The following is a 17,609-nucleotide window of genomic DNA, read 5'->3' as shown; positions in this document are numbered from 1 at the left end:
GCGGCTGCGCCTCAAAAAGCTCCGGGCTGTGGCGCAAGTCACAGGGCAGCCTTTCACATGAGACTAGGTAATCTGATCAGCCTGCGTCAGGATGCAGGCTGACTTTGTGCATCTGCATGTCTGCGGAGACGAACCTTGGATATGGAATTCATGCTCCTGATCGGCTTCGCGCTGGTCTTCCTGTTCGTCAGTTTCATTCTGCCGCTCATCCTCTATGGCACGACGGGCGGCCTGCAGCGGCAGATTGATCTGCAGAAACGCGAAATTTCAGCCCTGCAGCAGATCGTCACCGGCCTGCAGCGGCGGCTGGAGCTGAATGAGGCTGCCGCAAGGGCCGCACCGGAGACGGATGCCGGGTCGGCAGTGCCCGATCAGCCGGAAACCACCCCGCAACAGCCTTCTGCTGATGATTTCTTTGTAGAAGCGGATGAGCCGGAAACCCCGAGTCCGGCGGAGGAAAGCGGACCCGCAGAAGAGCCCGAAAGCGGGGAAGCAGCACGCCCCGCAGGCCCGTTTGCGGCTGCCGCGCGCACATCGTCAGCCCGCCGCAGCGCGGCTGCGGCTCCGGATGACGCAAGGGAGGCGCAGGACGCCAGAGACGCAGCCGCCGCCCGTGAACAGCAGATCGGCGGCAAGTGGACCATCTGGACCGGTGGCATTGCCCTGGCCGCAGGTGCCGTGTTCCTGGTGCGCTTTGCGGTCGAGAACGATCTCCTCGGTCCGCTTGCCCGCATTCTCGCCGGTGCGGCGCTGGGCCTGATCCTGCTGGGGCTTGGCGAGTGGACCCGCCGCCGGCCGGGCACCTTCTCCCTGCCGGGCTTTGCCACGGCCAATATTCCTGCCGTTCTGACCGCATCAGGCACGCTGGCGCTGTTTGCAGATGTTTACGCTGCCTATGCGCTTTACGATCTGATCGGCCCGGCTGGCGCCTTCGTGCTGCTGGGAGCCGTCTCGCTCCTCACCATGTTGGCCGCCCTTCTGCACGGGCCCGCGCTTGCCGCGCTCGGGCTTGCGGGCAGCTATGCGGTGCCCATGCTTGTGTCTTCCGGCAGTTCGCAGATCCTCCCGGCGGTCCTCTATGTGCTGGCCGTTTCGGCTGCCGCGGTGGCCGTCGGGCGCATCCGGCTTTGGCTGTGGCTCGCGGGCCTTGCGGTGGCGGGTCTCTCCGGCTGGGCGCTGCTTTTCGAAATGGCGGCCGGTGCCGGAGACCGGCTGCTGCTCGATCTTTATCTGGCATGCGCCTATGTCATCACGGCGGCGGGCTTCGTCTGGCGCTTCCATGACTTTACGCCGGACAAAGCCGAAAAGCCGGACTGGTACGCCACGGCCGCGCTCAGCGCGCTGGCGCTGCCCTTCCTTGGCCATGTCGGCCTGTCGGACAGTGCTTCACTCTTCGTTCTGGAAACGCTGCTTCTCACTGCCGTGCCGCTGGCGCTCGCCTATGGCTGCAGCGCCCTGCGCTATGCCGCCGTGGTGCCGCTGCTGGTGCAGGTGGTTGCCTATGCCAGCCTTGATCTGCCGCTCAGGGACCTTGGCGCCTATGCGGGCGTGGATGGCCCTTACGGCCCGGTAATCTCGCCGGTACCGTCCGGGACGCAGGCCATGCTGTCCCGCTTCGGCATGCTGGGGCTGGTGAGCGGGGCCATTCTGCTGGCTGCGGGCATTGCAGGCAGCCTGAAATCCGCCTCCCGTGCCGTCCTCGCCTCGCTGGCGGCGTCCGGCAGCCTTGCCCTGCTTGCCGCTGCCTGGTGGCGGGTGGAGGGCCTTGCCGCATCGCCGCTGTTTGCCGTGACCGGACTTGCCCTGTCCGCGGCCTTCCTGCTCCTCGGCGACCGGCTGGCCGCGCTCTTTGCCGTGCGCGGGCCGAAGGCCGGGGATGATGTCGCGGACACGCATCCGGGCAGTGCCGGAGCGGCGGCGGCCTGGTTCACCGGAACACTCTGCGGCGTTGGCCTGTCCATCGCCATCGTTCTGGAGGGAAGCTTCCTGACCACGGCGCTGGGCCTTCTGGTGCCTGCCTTCGTGTTCGTCTATCTGCGCTATCCGGTGCATGGCTTGCGTGTTCTGGCACCCGTCGCCATCCTGCCCTATGTCTGCCGTCTGCTGTGGGACCCGTTCATCGCGGGCGGCCAGCTCAGCATCACGCCGGTGTTCAACCAGCTGCTCTACGGCTACGGCATCCCGGCGCTGGGGCTGGTTCTGGCCGCATGGGCGCTGACCCGCACCCGTGATGACCTGTGGGCCCGCATCCTGCAGGCGATGGCCATCGCTGGTGTCAGCATCACTCTGGCCATGCTGGCGCTGCATGCCATTGATCCGACTTTCACATTCTATTCGGATGCCAGCCGGTTCAAGGCAACGGCGATGATGGTCATTATCGGAGGCTCCATCTCGCTGGGCCTTACCCGCATCGTGCCGGGCACGGATGGGGCGAGGGGCAATCTGGTATTCTCGGGCGGTGCAATGCTCGTCAGCGTGCTTGGCATTTTGACGGGTGGCCTTCTGCTGCTGAGTGAGAACCCGCTGTGGACCGGGGCTCCGGTTGGCTACACGCCGGTGCTGAACTGGGTCACGCTCGGTTACGGCGTTCCCTTCGTGGTCTATGCCCTCTTGGCCTATGCGGCGCGCCCGGTGCGTCCGGCCGGATATGTCTGGCTGGTGACGGTCTTTGCAGGCCTCATGGGCGTCTTCTTCGTCAACCTGACCATCCGCCATGCCTTCAGCCCGCTGATCCTCACCACGGAACCCGTGAGCGAACTGGAAAACTACGTCTATTCCATCGTCTGGCTGGTGCTGGGCGTGGCGGGGGTGGTGGCGGGGCTCTGGCGCGACAGCCTGCGCCTGCGGCAGGTGGCCGGCGCCATTGTTGCGCTGGTGGTGGTCAAGGTCTTCCTGTTCGACATGTCCTCGCTGCAGGGCGTGCTGAGGGCCTTGTCCTTCCTGGGGCTGGGCGCGGTTCTGATCGCCATCGGCTACCTCTACCAGCGCATGATTGCCCGCAAGCCGCCTTCTGCATGAAGGGGACCCGCAAGAAGCGTCCTTGACCGGCTGCCGTTTCCTCCGTATGGGGAGCCGGTCAGCTGGCCGGACGGTCGCTGCCGCAAGTGCCGAAAGGCCGCGGGGGAGGAAAGTCCGGGCTCCATGGAAACACGGTGCCGGGTAACGCCCGGCGAGGGCGACCTCAGGGAAAGTGCCACAGAAAGCAAACCGCCCCGGCCCTTCGGGCAAGGGGTAAGGGTGAAAGGGTGGGGTAAGAGCCCACCGCGCGGACGGTAACGGACGCGGCACGGTAAACCCCACCGGGAGCAAAACCGAATAGGGATGGCACAGGGCCTTCGGGTCCGGGTTGGTTTCCTGGCCAGCCATCCGGGTAGGTTGCGTGAGGCGTCTGGCAACAGGCGTCCCAGATGAATGACCGTCGCGTATGGAAGCTTGCTTCCGTGCCTTACAGAACCCGGCTTACAGGCCGGCTGACACCTTTTCCTCTCCTTGGATCAAGTTCACCGCCTTGCGCGGAAACCGGAGCATTTCTGTCGCAGGCAGCATTTTGTTAACCATGTTGATGTTTGTGGAGGAAGGGGCAATTGCACAGGGCATCAAGCCGTGGAATCCGCCCGATTCCATTGACGCCCATGATCTCCCATGCTATCCCATATTAACCCATGAAGCTGCCTCCGGTTCCGTTCGAGGCGGCTGTTTTCAGGGGCTGTCCCGTGAGTGCCGGGACGCTCGGTTTCGTTTTGCAAGTTTCAGACTTTGCCAGTGCAGCAGGCGCCAGGATGGCGCGTTGAAAGGGGATCATGGCCGGCTTTGTGTCGCATTTTACCAACCGGCTGGATGCGAAGGGGCGTGTTTCGATCCCTGCGCCGTTCCGGGCCGTGCTGGCGCGCGACGGATTTGAGGGCCTTTACTGCATTGCCTCTCCCCATGCGCCTGCCGTTGATGCGGGCGGCAATGAGCTGGTGAATGAGATCGAAGGGCGCCTTGCCGCCTTTGCCAAGCTGTCGCCGGATCATGATGCTCTCGCCATTGCGCTCTTCGGTGCCAGTGAGACGCCGAAGATTGATGCCGATGGCCGCATCGTTCTGAGCGACATGATCCGCGAGCAGACGGGTGTAACCGATCAGATCACTTTCGCGGGTCTGGGTTACAAGTTTCAGCTCTGGGAGCCGGAGCGTTTTCGTGAGCATCGCGCAGAGGCCCAGAAGCGCGCGCTTGCGATGCTGTCGGGCATGAGTCCGGCTGCTGCGTCAGGAGGACCGGCATGATGGCGGGCCGCGCAGAAGGTCACGAGACTGAAGGCGCCGGCGGACCTGTCCGCCATGTGCCTGTCCTCCTTGACGGGGTTCTTTCGGCGCTGTCCGTGAAGCCGGGTGAAGTTGTCGTGGACGGCACCTTCGGGGCTGGCGGCTATTCCCGCGCGTTTTTGGCTGCGGGTGCCAAGGTCATCGGCGTTGACCGGGATCCGGATGCCATCGCAGGCGGCCAGCCGCTTGTAGAAGCCTCGAATGGCGCGCTGACGCTGGTGCCGGGGCGCTTTGCCGATATCGAGGCGCATCTGGCGTCGCTCGGTGTCGAGGCCGTGGATGGCGTCGTGCTGGATCTGGGCGTGTCCTCCATGCAGCTGGATGAGGCCGATCGCGGCTTCTCCTTCATGCGTGACGGGCCGCTCGACATGCGCATGGAGCAGGCCGGACCATCGGCTGCCGATGTGGTGAATACGCTTCCCGCCAGGGATCTGACCCGGATCATCGGTCTTCTGGGTGAAGAAAAGCGGGCAGGGCAGGTGGCGCGCGCCATCGAGCAGCGGAGCAAGGAGCAGCCCTTCACCCGCACCGGTGATCTTGCCGCGCTGATCGAGAAGGTCGTCGGGCGCTCGCCGAAGAAGATGCACATCCATCCGGCGACGCGCACGTTTCAGGCGCTGCGCATCTATGTGAACGGCGAGCTGCATCAGGCAGCGTCCGTGCTGGGTGCGGCGGAAAAGGTTCTGCGTCCCGGCGGGCGGCTGGTGGTCGTCAGCTTCCACAGCCTCGAAGACCGGATCGTGAAAAAGTTCTTTGCCGACCGCACGCGCACGCGCGGCGGCGGTTCCCGGCATATGCCGGAAGAGGATGTGCCGCCGGCGACCTTCGAGCTGGTGGTCAAGGGCGGTCAGGAGCCGGACGAGAGCGAGACGCAGGCCAACCCGCGCGCCCGCTCGGCCCGCCTCAGAGCGGCGCGGCGGACCGATGCTCCGGCGCGCGATCTGGATATTCACGCCATTGGCGTTCCGCATCTGGCGGAATTCAAAGGACTTGGAGGCTGAGCGATGGTGAGCCGTTATCTCAATATCGTCTGTGTCCTTGCTGTGCTGACGGGCGCAGGTGTCGTTTACGACATGAAGATGGAGGCCGAGCACACGTCCGAATATGTGGCGTCGCTCAAGGTCAAGATCGACGAAGAGCATGAAGCCATCCGGGTGCTGCGTGCCGAATGGAGCGTTCTCAATCAGCCTGCCCGCCTGCAGGGGCTGACCGAACGCTATGATGAATTTCTGAAGCTCCAGGAGATGGATCCGGGCAAGCAGATCGTGCAGCTGCAGGATCTGCCGATGCGGCCCGTCATGCTGCCCCCTGTTGGCGGTGAGGCCCCGCTTGATGGTTTTGCGGCCCTGCGGGACCCTGCCTCCACCTCGTCCATCCGATAGGAGCGCTGCAATGACAATGGCAAGCGAGCCCGCCTCCTTCCTGCAGTTCCAGCGCAGCCAGCCCCGTGCGGCAGCGCGCCCGGCCTATGGCTCGGTGTCAACCAGCACCGTCAGAACCCGCATCTATTTTGCGATGGCGGCCTTCGCCATGCTCTATGCCGTGATCGGCGTCCGGCTCGTGCATCTCGCCCAGATGGAAGAGGCGCCCAACGCTGCTTTCATCTCGGCGCAGGATTCCATCGCGGCTTCCCGGCCCGATCTGATCGACCGGAACGGCGAAATTCTTGCGACCGACATCAAGACGGCCTCCATCTATGCCGAGCCGCGCAAGATCATCGACGTGGATGAGGCGCTGGAGGGCATCGGCAGCGTGTTCCCGGAGCTGAACAATGAGAACATGCGCAAGCGGCTGAGCAGCCGCGCCGGGTTTATCTGGCTGAAGCGTGAGGTTACGCCGGCCCAGCACCAGGCCATTCACCGTCTCGGCATTCCGGGCATCGGCTTCCTCTGGGAGAAACAGCGCTTCTATACGGGTGGACCGCTGGCCTCGCATATCATCGGATCGGTCAATATCGACAATCAGGGCATTGGCGGCCTTGAGAAGTATCTCGATGATTCATGGCTGTCCGAACTGCAGAAGCTTGGCTTTGCCACGGACCGGTCGCTGGAGCCGGTCAAGCTGGCGCTTGATTCCCGTGTGCAGTTCGTCGTGCGGGACGAGCTGGTCAAAGGCGTTGAGCGCTATAACGCCATTGCCGGCGTCGGTATCATTCTGGATGTGCACACGGGCGAAGTCGTCGCCATGTCGTCCTATCCGGATTACGATCCGAATGACCGCGCCCAGGCCCTCGACAAGGACCGGATGAACCGTGCCACGGGCGGCGTGTTCGAGATGGGCTCCGTCTTCAAGACCTTCACCTTCGCCAGCGCCTTCGATTCGGGCCGGGTTGGTATGAACGACAGCTTCGATGCGAGCCGCCCGATCCGCGCCGGTGGGCGCACGATCAACGATTTCCACGGAAAAAGACGCATCCTCTCGGTGCCGGAAGTCTTCCTCTATTCGTCCAATATCGGCACGGCCAAGATGATGCTGATGACCGGTGTCGACTATCAGCGTGAGTTCTATGCACGCCTCGGCCTGACCGAGCGCCAGTCCAACGAGCTGCCCGAAAATGCGGCTCCGCTGCTGCCGCGCCGCTGGGGTGAACTGGCGGCCATCACCGCGTCCTTCGGTCATGGGATTTCGGTGACGCCGATGCAGACGGCAACGGCGGCAGCTGCTCTTGTGAATGGTGGTTATCTCATTCCGCCGACCTTCCTGCCGCGGGATGAAATAACGGCCAAGTCTCTGGGCAAGCAGGTGATTTCCGAAGAGACCAGCCGCAAGATCCGTTACCTGTTCCGCCTCAACGTTGTACATCCGGGCGGGTCCGGCAAGCGTGCAGAGGTGCCCGGCTATATCGTCGGCGGAAAGACGGGAACAGCTGAAAAAGTCGAAAACGGCCGCTATTCGCCCAACAAGCGCCGCAACTCGTTCCTGTCGGCCTTCCCGATGGATGATCCCAAGTATGTGGTGCTGGTCGTGCTCGATGAGCCGAAGCCGGAGAAACCGGGCCTGCCCGCAACCGCAGGCATGAACACCGCGCCAATGGTCGGCAACATCATCCGCCGCGCGGCACCCATGCTGGGCGTGATGCCGAAACAGACTGATGGGACAAAGGCAATCGAAGTATCTTATTGAGACGTGATCGAAGCGCCGGAGCGGGACATCAGGGTCGCAGCTGAGAAAGGGTTCCGCACCGGCTTGTGACGGCGCACTACCGGATTTGGCAGACAATGCAGCTAGGAACACTTGCGGCGGGCACAGGCATCGCCGTTCCTGATGATACCCTCGTGATCGGGGGATTGACCTCGGACAGCCGGGCGGCTGGGCCGGGCTTTTTGTTTTTTGCCCTTGGCGGCGTACAGGCCCATGGCGCACGCTTTGCCGCAAAGGCGGTGGAGCAGGGCGCGGCCGCTGTTCTGACCGATGCAGAGGGCGCAGCGCTGATCGAGGCCGGTGGCGGCGTGCCGGCGCCGGTCATGGTGGCCGCGAACCCGCGTCTGGCGCTTGCGAAGATTGCAGCCCGCTTTCATGGGCGCCAGCCGGAAACCATGGTGGCCGTCACTGGCACCAGCGGCAAGACCTCCGTTGCCTATTTCGTCCGCCAGATCTTCCAGCGCTGTGGCCACAATGCTGCAAGCCTCGGCACGCTTGGAACGGTGACAGCCTCCGGCACCAGCTATGGCGGGCTGACGACACCGGACCCGGTCTCCCTGCATGCGGAACTGGCGAAGCTGGCCGATGCCGGTGTCACCCATGCCGCGATGGAAGCGTCCAGCCATGGTCTCGATCAGTACCGGCTGGACGGGGTGGAACTGGTGGCCGCCGGTTTCACCAACCTTGGCCGTGATCACATGGACTATCACGCCACCGAAGAGGAATACCTGCAGGCCAAGCTGCGCCTGTTCCGCGAGCTTCTGCCCAGCGGCGGCACGGTGGTCGTGGACCCGGCGCAGAACAAGGCTGACCGCGTGCTGGCGGTGGCTGGAGAACGCGGCCAGCAGGTGCTGACCGTGGGCGAGCGGGGCAGGGACCTGCACCTGCGCAATGTCCAGTTCAGCGGTTTCAGCCAGGTTCTGACGATCGATACACCGCGCGGGGAATACAAGGTCTCCCTGCCGCTCGCCGGGCATTTTCAGGCGTCCAATGCGCTCATTGCCGCAGGCCTTGCCATTGCGGCTGGTGAGGCGCCGGGCGCCGTGCTCAGGGCGCTGGAGACGCTGGAAGGCGCGCCGGGCCGTCTGGAGCTGGTGGGCCGCAAGGACAATGGCGCTCTCTGCTTCGTGGACTATGCCCACAAGCCCGACGCCGTGGACAATGCACTCGCTGCACTGCGTCCCTTCACCACCGGCCGCCTCATTGTGGTCGTCGGAGCCGGCGGTGACCGGGATGCGGGCAAGCGTCCGCTGATGGGGGAAGCTGCCAGCCGCCGCGCCGATGTGGTCATCGTCACAGACGACAACCCGCGGACGGAAGATCCTGCACTCATCCGCAAGGCCGTCATGGCGGGCGCTCCAGGCGCGCTGGAGATCGGCGACCGGGCGGAGGCCATCGCAACGGCTGTTTCCATGCTGGAAAGCGGGGATGTGTTGTGTGTGGCCGGAAAGGGTCACGAAACGGGCCAAATCGTCGGGAAGACGGTGCTCCCGTTCTCGGATCATGATGCGGTTCGCACCGCGCTTGCACAAGGAGCCCGGTCATGAGCGCACCGCTCTGGACCCTCGATGCCTTTCTGGCCGCAACGCGCGGCGAGGCCCGCGGAGAGCCGCAGGCTGAAATCACCGGCATTTCCATCGACACCCGCACCATCGCGCCGGGCGAGGCTTTCGTCGCCATCGTCGGTGACCGGCTGGACGGGCATGATTATGTGGCCAAGGCCTTCGAAGCCGGCGCCTCGCTGGCGCTGGTTGCCCGGCACAAGCTGGCCGATCTGCCCCGGGACGGCCGCTACGTTGTGGTGGATGATCCGCTGGAGGCCCTGCGCAATCTTGGACGTGCCGCGCGCGCGCGCACCAGCGCCCGGATCGTGGCGGTCACCGGCTCGGTCGGCAAGACCGGCACCAAGGAGGCGCTGCGCCTCGCGCTTGGCCGCTCTGGCAAGGTCCACGCCTCGGCCGCGTCCTTCAACAATCACTGGGGTGTGCCGCTGACGCTGGCGCGCATGCCGGAGGATACCGAATTCGGTGTCTTCGAAATCGGTATGAACCACGCCGGCGAGATCACGCCGCTGGTGCAGATGGTGCGCCCGCATGCGGCGATCATCACCACCGTGCAGGCGGTGCATCTGGAGTTTTTCGGCTCGGTCGAGAAAATCGCGCAGGCCAAGGCCGAGATCTTCCTCGGACTGGAGCCGGGCGGCCTTGCCATTCTCAATCAGGACAATGACCAGTTCGACCTGCTGACTTTCCTTGCCAAGACGGCTGGTGTCGAGCGTATCCAGACCTTTGGCGAAGCTGAGGGCAGCGACGCGCTGCTTGAGAATTATGCGGTGCAGGCCGGGTCCTCCTCCATTCAGGCGCGGGTGCTGGGGCAGGAGATCACCTACAAGATCGGCGCGCCGGGCAAGCACCTTGTCCGCAACAGCCTCGCCGTGCTGCTGGCTGTCTGCGAGCTGGGTGGCGATCTGGCGCTGGCCGGGCTGGCTCTGGCGGAGCTTTCGGCCCCCAAGGGTCGCGGCGCCCAGACGCGGCTGAAGCTGCCGGGCGGCGAGGCAGTGCTGATCGATGAAAGCTACAATGCCAATCCGGCCTCCATGCGCGCGGCTCTCAGCGTGCTTGGCGGCATGCAGGCCGCAGCGCCGGGCCGCAAGATTGCGGTGCTTGGCGATATGCTGGAACTGGGCGATGCAGCCGGGCAGTTGCATGCGGACTTGATTGGCCCGGTCGAAGACAGCGGCGCAGATCTGGTCTATTGCTCCGGCCCGCTGATGCGCGCCTTGTGGGAGCGGCTGCCGCGTGAGAAACGCGCTGTCTATGCCGAGCAATCCTCAGCGCTGACCGAGCGCCTCAAGGATGAGCTGCGCCCCGGCGATATCATCATGATCAAAGGGTCTCTCGGGAGCCGCATGGGCCCCCTTGTGGACGCGCTCAAGCAGGAATATCCCGCAGCGGATGAAGTGGCTTCGGCCTGAGGAATCCAAATGTTCTATCTTCTCGGTGAACTGTCCGGCCAGATTTCTGCGCTGAACGTCTTCAAGTATATCACGTTCCGCACGGGCGGTGCCATCATGACGGCGCTGTTCTTCGTGTTCCTGTTCGGGCCGCGCATCATTGCCGGCCTGCGCCTGCGTCAGGGCAAGGGCCAGCCGATCCGTGAAGACGGGCCGCAGAGCCACCTTCTGACCAAGAAGGGCACACCGACCATGGGCGGGCTGATGATCCTGTCCGGCCTCATCGTCTCCACCCTGCTGTGGGCGGATTTGCGCAATCCCTATGTCTGGATCGTGCTGTGGGTCACCGTCGGCTTCGGCGCCATCGGCTTTTATGATGATTATCTGAAGGTGACGAAAGCCACCCACAAGGGCTTCAGCGGCAAGGCGCGCCTCGGCATCGAGTTCCTGATTGCCGGTCTGGCGGCGCTGGCGGTGACCATGCTGGACAAGGGCGCCTTCGCCACCTCCATCTCCTTCCCCTTCGTGAAGGACCTGCTGCTCAATCTGGGCATCTTCTTCATTCCCTTCGCCGCCTTCGTCATCGTCGGCGCAGGCAATGCGGTGAACCTGACGGATGGGCTCGATGGGCTGGCCATCGTGCCTGTGATGATCGCTTCGGCCACTTTCGCCCTCATCGCCTATCTGTCGGGCAACGCGGTCTTTGCCGAGTATCTGCAGATCCACCACGTGCCCGGCACGGGCGAACTTGCCGTCATCTGCGGCGCCGTGATCGGCGCCGGGCTTGGCTTCCTCTGGTTCAACGCGCCTCCGGCCGCCATCTTCATGGGCGACACGGGCTCTCTTTCCCTAGGCGGCATGATCGGCGCGATTGCGGTCGTCACCAAGCATGAGATCGTTCTGGCCATCGTTGGCGGGCTGTTCGTGCTGGAGGCAGTGTCCGTCATCGTGCAGGTGGCCTCCTTCAAGCTGACCGGCAAGCGTGTGTTCCGCATGGCGCCGATCCATCATCATTTCGAGCAGCTGGGCTGGACCGAGTCCCAGGTGGTGATCCGCTTCTGGATCATCGCCGTGGTTCTCGCCCTCGTCGGCCTTGCCACCCTGAAGCTGAGGTAAGGCGGTCATGATCCCGGTCACCTGCTTCAAGGGAAAAGAGGTAGCGCTCTTCGGGCTTGGCGGCTCGGGCCTTTCCTGCGCGCTGGCGCTGAAGGAAGGCGGGGCGCATGTCACCGTCTGGGACGATGCGCCTGCGCGCAATGATCTTGCCCGCTCAAAAGGCCTTGAGGCCCGCAATCTGGCCGAACTCGACTGGAAGTGCCTGTCTGCGCTGGTGCTGTCTCCCGGTGTGCCGCTGACCCATCCCGAGCCGCACTGGACGGTGGAGCTCGCGCGTGAGGCGGGCGTCGAAGTCATCGGCGACATCGAGCTGTTCTCGCGCGAAAGGGCGCTCGTGTGCCCGGATGCCCCTGTCATCTGCATCACCGGCACCAATGGCAAGTCCACCACAACGGCGCTGACCACGCATCTGCTGAAGTCGCTGGGGCGGGATGTGCAGATGGGCGGCAACATCGGCACGCCGGTGTTCGACCTCGCCGCTCTGACGCCGCACCGGCATTATGTCATCGAGTGCTCGTCCTATCAGATCGACCTTGCCCCCGGCCTCGCCCCTACGGCCGGCATTCACATGAACCTGTCGCCGGATCATCTCGACCGGCACGGGACCATGGAGAACTATGCCGGCATCAAGGAGCGGCTCGTTGCAGCGGCCCGTACCGCCATCGTCGGCGTGGATGATGAAATGAGTGCTGCCATCGCGGACCGGCTGGAAGCGGCCGGGCACGATGTGCGCCGCATTTCCGGCTATCAGACGCAGACCAATGGCGTCTTTGCCCGTGATGGCCTGTTGATCTGCGCGGACAAGGGCGTAGAGACGGTCATTGCCGATCTGTCGCGCGCACCGTCGCTTCGCGGACAGCACAATGCCCAGAACGCGGCGGCGGCCTGTGCTGCACTGCTGGCGCTTGGCGTTTTGCCGCAGCAGCTCGCCGCAGGGCTTGAGAGCTTCCCCGGCCTCAAGCACCGGATGCAGATCATCGCCCGCCATGAGGGCACGCTGTTCATCAATGACAGCAAGGCGACCAACGCGGATGCCACGGCCTGGGCGCTGGCGAGCTATCCCCGGCTTTACTGGATCGCGGGCGGCAAGCCGAAGTCGGGCGGCATCGAGCCGCTGGGCGAGTTGTTCCCGCGCATTGTCCGGGCCTATCTGATCGGCGAGGCGGCCGAGGAGTTTGCCCGCACGCTGGACGGCAAGGTGCCCTACGAGATCAGCGGCACGCTGGACGTGGCGGTGCAGCGTGCGGCGGCGGATGCGGCGCTCGATCCGCATGCCGAGAAGGTGATCATGCTGTCCCCGGCCTGTGCCTCGTTCGACCAGTATCCGAATTTTGAAGTGCGTGGTGATGCGTTTGCCGAAAGCGTCCGGGCCCTGCTGGCGGTGCCGGAAAAGACGGAGGATGCCTGATGGTTTCTCGCGCTGATCGTGGTGTGCTGGCCGAGTGGCTGTGGACGGTTGACCACATCCTTCTCGCGCTTTTCGTCCTGCTCATGATCGGCGGCGTCGTGCTGTCCTTTGCGGCCAGTCCCCCGGTGGCCGAGCGCATCGGTGTGGAGAGCTATTACTTCGTCAAGCGGCAGGCCATGTTCCTGCCGCTGGCGGTCGTCGTGCTGTTCGGCGTCTCGCTGATGTCGCCGCGGATGGTGCGCCGGGGGGCCTTGCTGCTCTTTTGCGTGTCGCTTGCGCTTCTGGTTGCGACGCTCTTCGCCGGCGCCGAAGTGAAGGGTGCCCGCCGCTGGATCAACATTGCCGGTTTTTCGGTGCAGCCTTCCGAATTCCTGAAGCCTGCCTTCGTCGTGCTGGTCGCCTTCCTGCTGTCGGAAAGCGGACGCCGCCGTGAAGTGCCGGGCATGGTTCTGTCCGCCCTGCTTTTCGCCATGTGCGCGGCGCTGCTGGTTGCGCAGCCAGACTTCGGCCAGACCATGCTGATCGGCCTCGTCTGGGGCGGTTTGTTCTTCATGAACGGCCTGCCGTGGATCGCCATCATCGGATTGGGCGGGGTGGGCGTTGCCGGTCTTGCCTCGGCCTATTTCCTGCTGCCGCACGTGACCACGCGTGTGAACAGATTCCTCGATCCCGATTCCGGCGACACCTATCAGATCGACCGTGCCCGTGAAGCTTTCCTCTCGGGCGGCTGGTTCGGCAAGGGGCCGGGAGAGGGCATCGTCAAGCGCGGACTGCCGGACAGTCACACCGACTTCATCTTTGCCGTGGTTGCCGAAGAATTCGGCATCATCGTCTGCATGCTGCTGGTGGCGATTTTCGCCTTCATCATCCTGCGGGGCCTGCGCAATGCAGGCCGGGACCAGGATGCCTTCTCGCGGCTGGCGACGGCCGGCCTGACGCTGATGTTCGGCCTGCAGGCGACCATCAACCTGATGGTGAACCTCAACCTCATGCCTGCCAAGGGCATGACGCTGCCTTTCATTTCCTACGGCGGTTCCTCGCTGCTTTCGACGGCGCTGACGGCGGGCTTCATTCTGGCCCTGTCGCGCCGCAAGCCGCGGCCGCTGCACAGCGACAGCGTGACGGTGGCCCGGGTGCCGCCGTCACAGCTCATTCAGCCGGGTATTCAATGAGCAAGACCATTCTCCTGACGGCCGGCGGCACCGGTGGCCACCTGTTCCCTGCCGAAGCGCTGGCGCATGAGCTGGTGCGGCGGGGCTGGACCGTGGATCTGGCGACGGACGAGCGCGCCGACCGCTATGGCACCAGCTTTCCGGCTAGGGAGGTGCATATCATCGCCTCCGAAACCCTGCGCTCGAAGTCGCCCGTTGCCTTGCTCAAGACGGTTCTGAGCCTTGCCCGCGGCACGCTGCAGGCCCGCCGTGTCATCCGGCAGATCAAACCCGCCGTTGTCGTCGGCTTCGGCGGCTATCCCACCTTTCCGCCGATGATGGCTGCGCGGCTGACGGGGGTGCCGTCGATCCTGCACGAGGCCAATGCCGTGATGGGCCGGGCCAACCGGATGCTGGCCAAGGGCGTCACCCGTGTCGCCACCAGCCTGACGCTGGTCAATCCGAATGCAGCGCTCGCCCCGAAGATCCGCGAGACCGGTAATCCGGTGCGCCCGCCGGTGGTGGAAGCCGCCAGCGTGCCCTATGCGGTGCCACAGGCAGGCGGCACGTTTCACCTGCTGGTGTTCGGCGGCTCGCAAGGCGCACGCTTCTTCTCGGACGTGATGCCGGAAGCGGTGAAGCTTCTATCCCCGGAACACCGCGCCCGGCTGAAGCTGGTGCAGCAGTGCCGCCCGGAAGACATGGAGCGGGTGAAGAGCGCCTTTGAGGCGCTTGGGCTGTCTGCCGAGCTGGCGCCTTTCTTCCGCGACATGCCGGCGAGAATTGCCGCTTCCCATCTCGTCATCTGCCGCTCCGGTGCTTCGTCCGTCAGCGAGTTGTCCGTCATCGGCCGCCCGTCGATCCTGGTGCCGCTACCCAATGCGCTGGATCAGGACCAGAGCAACAATGCCCGCGTGCTGGAAGCCGTGGGCGGAGCCTGGCCGGTGGCGCAGAAGGACCTGACGCCGCAGCGCCTTGCCGCAGAGCTCACCCGGCTCATGGATGAGCCATCCACCCTTGAAGCCGCCGCCGCCGCCGCGCGCGGGCAGGGCAAGCCCGATGCGGTTGCCCGCCTTGCCGATCTGGTGGAAGAGACCGCTGGCGCAAACACAACAGACAAAGGAGACCGCGCATGAAGATGCCGCGTGAATTGGGGCCGGTGCATTTCGTCGGCATCGGGGGCATCGGGATGAGCGGCATTGCCGAAGTGCTGCACACGCTCGGCTACACCGTTCAGGGCTCGGACATGTCCGAGAGCGCGAATGTGCTGCGCCTGCGCGAGAAGGGCATTCCGGTCTTCATTGGCCACAAGGCGGAAAACCTTGGCGGTGCTGAAGTTCTGGTCGTTTCCTCCGCCATCAAGCGCGACAATCCGGAGCTGATCGCCGCCCGCGAAAAGCTGATCCCGGTGGTCCGCCGTGCCGAGATGCTGGCCGAACTGATGCGCTTCAAGCAGGCCATTGCCATCGGCGGCACCCACGGCAAGACGACGACCACCTCGCTGGTGGCGGCGCTGCTGGAGGCGGGGGGCATGGACCCGACCGTGATCAACGGCGGCATCATCAACGCCTATGGCACCAACGCCCGCATGGGTGACGGTGAGTGGATGGTTGTCGAGGCGGATGAAAGCGACGGCACCTTCGTCAAGCTGCCCGCCGATATCGCCATCGTCACGAACATCGACCCGGAGCATCTCGACCATTACGGCGACTTTGCCGGAGTGCGCGCGGCCTTCCGCCACTTCGTCGAGAACGTGCCCTTCTATGGCTTTGCGGTGATGTGCCTCGACCACCCGGAAGTGCAGACGCTCGTCGGTCAGATCGAGGACAAGCGCATCGTCACCTATGGCGCCAATCCGCAGGCGGATGTGCGCTTTGCCGATGTGTCGATGGCCGGCGGCAAGTCGAGCTTCCGCGTGATCCTGCAGAACCGGAGATCCGGCACGAGCGAGGTCATGGACAATCTGGTGCTGCCCATGCCGGGGCTGCACAATGTCTCCAATGCAACGGCTGCCATTGCGGTGGCGAACCGTCTTGGCATTTCTGCCGATGCCATCCGCAAGGGGCTGGCCGGGTTCGGTGGCGTCAAGCGCCGCTTCACCCACACGGGAACCTGGAACGGCGCCGAGTTCTTCGATGACTATGGCCACCATCCGGTGGAGATCCGCGCCGTGCTGAAGGCCGCGCGGGAATCGGCGAAAGGCAGGGTGATCGCCGTGGTGCAGCCGCACCGCTACACCCGCCTCGCCAGCCTGTTCGAGGATTTCTCCACCTGCTTCAACGATGCGGACACGGTGATCGTGGCTCCGGTTTATGCCGCCGGCGAACAGCCGATTGAAGGCATTGACCGTGACAGCCTCGTCTCGAACCTCAAGACCCATGGCCACCGCTCGGCCATCGCGCTGGAAGGGCCGGAGGCGCTTGCGGGCGTCATCGCGGGTCTTGCCAAGCCGGGCGACTACGTTGTCTGCCTCGGTGCTGGCAACATCACCCAATGGGCGCATGCGCTGCCGGGCCAGCTTGAAGCCCTTGGTAAGGGAGAGGGGGCGTGAGCTTTCCCGATCTTCTGGCAAGCCTCGGCTCCCGGTTCGAGGGTTTGCGCGGCAAGCTGACGGCCAATCAGCCGCTGTCCGCCGTCACATGGCTGCGGGCAGGCGGCCCGGCGCAGCTTCTGTTCCAGCCCGCAGACGAAGAGGATCTGGCGCAGTTCCTGTCCGTTCTGCCGGAAGAAATCCCGGTTCTGACCATCGGCCTCGGCTCCAACCTGCTGGTGCGGGACGGGGGCATTGAAGGCGTGGTGATCCGTCTCGGCGCGCGCGGCTTCGGCGCTGTCGAGGTGCTGGGGGAGGGGCGCATCCGTGCGGGCGCTGCGGTGCCGGACAAGCGGCTGGCGGAAGCGGCAGCAGAAGCCGGTATCGGTGGCTTTGCCTTCTACACCGGCATTCCCGGCGGCATTGGCGGCGCGCTGCGCATGAATGCGGGCGCCCATGGCACGGAAACCTGCAACCGTCTGGTGGAAGTCACCGCCATCGACCGCAAGGGCGCGCGTCATGTGCTGACCAATGCAGACATGGGCTACAGCTACCGCCACAGTTCAGCTGCTCCCGGCTTGATCTTCACAAGCGCGGTCTTTGAAGGCCCGCTGGAGGATGAGGCGAAGATCCGGGCGGAGATGGCCGAGGTCGTGGCTCACCGCGAACGCGCCCAGCCGATCCGGGAGAAGACCGGCGGCTCCACCTTCAAGAACCCTCCGGGCAACTCTGCCTGGAAGGTGATCGACGCTGCCGGATGCCGCGGGCTGACCGTGGGCGGGGCGCAGATGTCGGAAATGCACTGCAACTTCATGATCAACACCGGTACTGCGACTGGCCATGATCTGGAGCTTCTGGGCGAGACCGTCCGCCGCCGCGTGCGCGAGCATTCGGGCGTGGAACTTGAGTGGGAAATCAAGCGCCTGGGTCATTTCCTCCCCGGCGAGGAAGTCACTCCGTTCCTGGATTGAGGGGAGGGGCCCCTTCAGCCCCACCCCGGAAT

General features: G+C 64.7%; 13 protein-coding genes and 1 other RNA gene. All 14 read left to right on the top strand.

Annotated features, from left to right (window positions below; translation table 11 throughout):
* The first annotated feature begins 141 nt into the window (after positions 1–141).
* The 14 genes from ASC48_RS01075 to murB all read left to right on the top strand — a co-directional run bounded on the left by ASC48_RS01075 (position 142) and on the right by murB (position 17,577).
* Complete coding sequence (locus ASC48_RS01075; protein ID WP_055453984.1) at positions 142–3,018, top strand: DUF2339 domain-containing protein; 2,877 nt, start codon at positions 142–144, stop codon at positions 3,016–3,018.
* Positions 3,019–3,076: 58 nt separating this feature from the next.
* Positions 3,077–3,478, top strand: an RNA gene (gene rnpB, locus ASC48_RS02895) — RNase P RNA component class A.
* A 322-nt stretch (positions 3,479–3,800) separates the two neighbouring features.
* A complete protein-coding gene (locus tag ASC48_RS01070) occupies positions 3,801–4,268 on the top strand; it encodes a division/cell wall cluster transcriptional repressor MraZ (protein WP_055453983.1) in 468 nt (155 codons plus the stop codon).
* Positions 4,265–5,308 (top strand): 16S rRNA (cytosine(1402)-N(4))-methyltransferase RsmH, encoded by a 1,044-nt coding sequence (gene rsmH / locus ASC48_RS01065; RefSeq protein WP_055453982.1) that lies wholly within the window; start codon positions 4,265–4,267, stop codon positions 5,306–5,308. Before ASC48_RS01070 ends, rsmH begins: the two co-directional genes overlap by 4 nt.
* Positions 5,309–5,311: 3 nt before the next feature.
* On the top strand, positions 5,312–5,689 hold the full coding sequence (ftsL, locus tag ASC48_RS01060; RefSeq protein WP_055453981.1) for a cell division protein FtsL: 378 nt from the start codon (positions 5,312–5,314) through the stop codon (positions 5,687–5,689).
* A gap of 10 nt (positions 5,690–5,699) precedes the next feature.
* Positions 5,700–7,430 (top strand): peptidoglycan D,D-transpeptidase FtsI family protein, encoded by a 1,731-nt coding sequence (locus tag ASC48_RS01055; RefSeq protein ID WP_055453980.1) that lies wholly within the window; start codon positions 5,700–5,702, stop codon positions 7,428–7,430.
* Positions 7,431–7,525: 95 nt separating this feature from the next.
* Positions 7,526–8,995 carry a UDP-N-acetylmuramoyl-L-alanyl-D-glutamate--2,6-diaminopimelate ligase gene (locus ASC48_RS01050; protein WP_055453979.1) on the top strand — a complete coding sequence of 490 codons (1,470 nt, stop codon included), beginning with the start codon at positions 7,526–7,528 and terminating at the stop codon, positions 8,993–8,995.
* Complete coding sequence (locus ASC48_RS01045) at positions 8,992–10,422, top strand: UDP-N-acetylmuramoylalanyl-D-glutamyl-2,6-diaminopimelate--D-alanyl-D-alanine ligase (RefSeq protein WP_055453978.1); 1,431 nt, start codon at positions 8,992–8,994, stop codon at positions 10,420–10,422. The genes ASC48_RS01050 and ASC48_RS01045 overlap by 4 nt, the downstream gene beginning before the upstream one ends.
* Before the next feature lie 9 nt (positions 10,423–10,431).
* The gene (gene mraY / locus ASC48_RS01040; protein ID WP_055453977.1) at positions 10,432–11,517 is read left to right on the top strand and encodes a phospho-N-acetylmuramoyl-pentapeptide-transferase; all 1,086 of its coding nucleotides are present in this window, start codon (positions 10,432–10,434) and stop codon (positions 11,515–11,517) included.
* 7 nt (positions 11,518–11,524) lie between these two features.
* A complete protein-coding gene (murD, locus tag ASC48_RS01035) occupies positions 11,525–12,925 on the top strand; it encodes a UDP-N-acetylmuramoyl-L-alanine--D-glutamate ligase (protein ID WP_055453976.1) in 1,401 nt (466 codons plus the stop codon).
* Entirely contained in the window at positions 12,925–14,097 is a 1,173-nt protein-coding gene (gene ftsW, locus ASC48_RS01030) for a putative lipid II flippase FtsW (protein WP_055453975.1), read from the top strand. Before murD ends, ftsW begins: the two co-directional genes overlap by 1 nt.
* A complete protein-coding gene (murG, locus tag ASC48_RS01025; protein ID WP_055453974.1) occupies positions 14,094–15,212 on the top strand; it encodes an undecaprenyldiphospho-muramoylpentapeptide beta-N-acetylglucosaminyltransferase in 1,119 nt (372 codons plus the stop codon). Before ftsW ends, murG begins: the two co-directional genes overlap by 4 nt.
* Entirely contained in the window at positions 15,209–16,627 is a 1,419-nt protein-coding gene (gene murC / locus ASC48_RS01020; protein ID WP_055453973.1) for a UDP-N-acetylmuramate--L-alanine ligase, read from the top strand. The genes murG and murC overlap by 4 nt, the downstream gene beginning before the upstream one ends.
* On the top strand, positions 16,624–17,577 hold the full coding sequence (murB, locus tag ASC48_RS01015) for a UDP-N-acetylmuramate dehydrogenase (RefSeq protein ID WP_055453972.1): 954 nt from the start codon (positions 16,624–16,626) through the stop codon (positions 17,575–17,577). The genes murC and murB overlap by 4 nt, the downstream gene beginning before the upstream one ends.
* The last annotated feature ends 32 nt before the right edge of the window (positions 17,578–17,609 follow it).

It is taken from the genome of Pannonibacter indicus (assembly GCF_001418225.1).
Lineage (GTDB): Bacteria > Pseudomonadota > Alphaproteobacteria > Rhizobiales > Stappiaceae > Pannonibacter > Pannonibacter indicus.
Note: the sequence above shows the minus strand (reverse complement) of the source record. Positions and strands in the feature narration are given on the sequence as shown.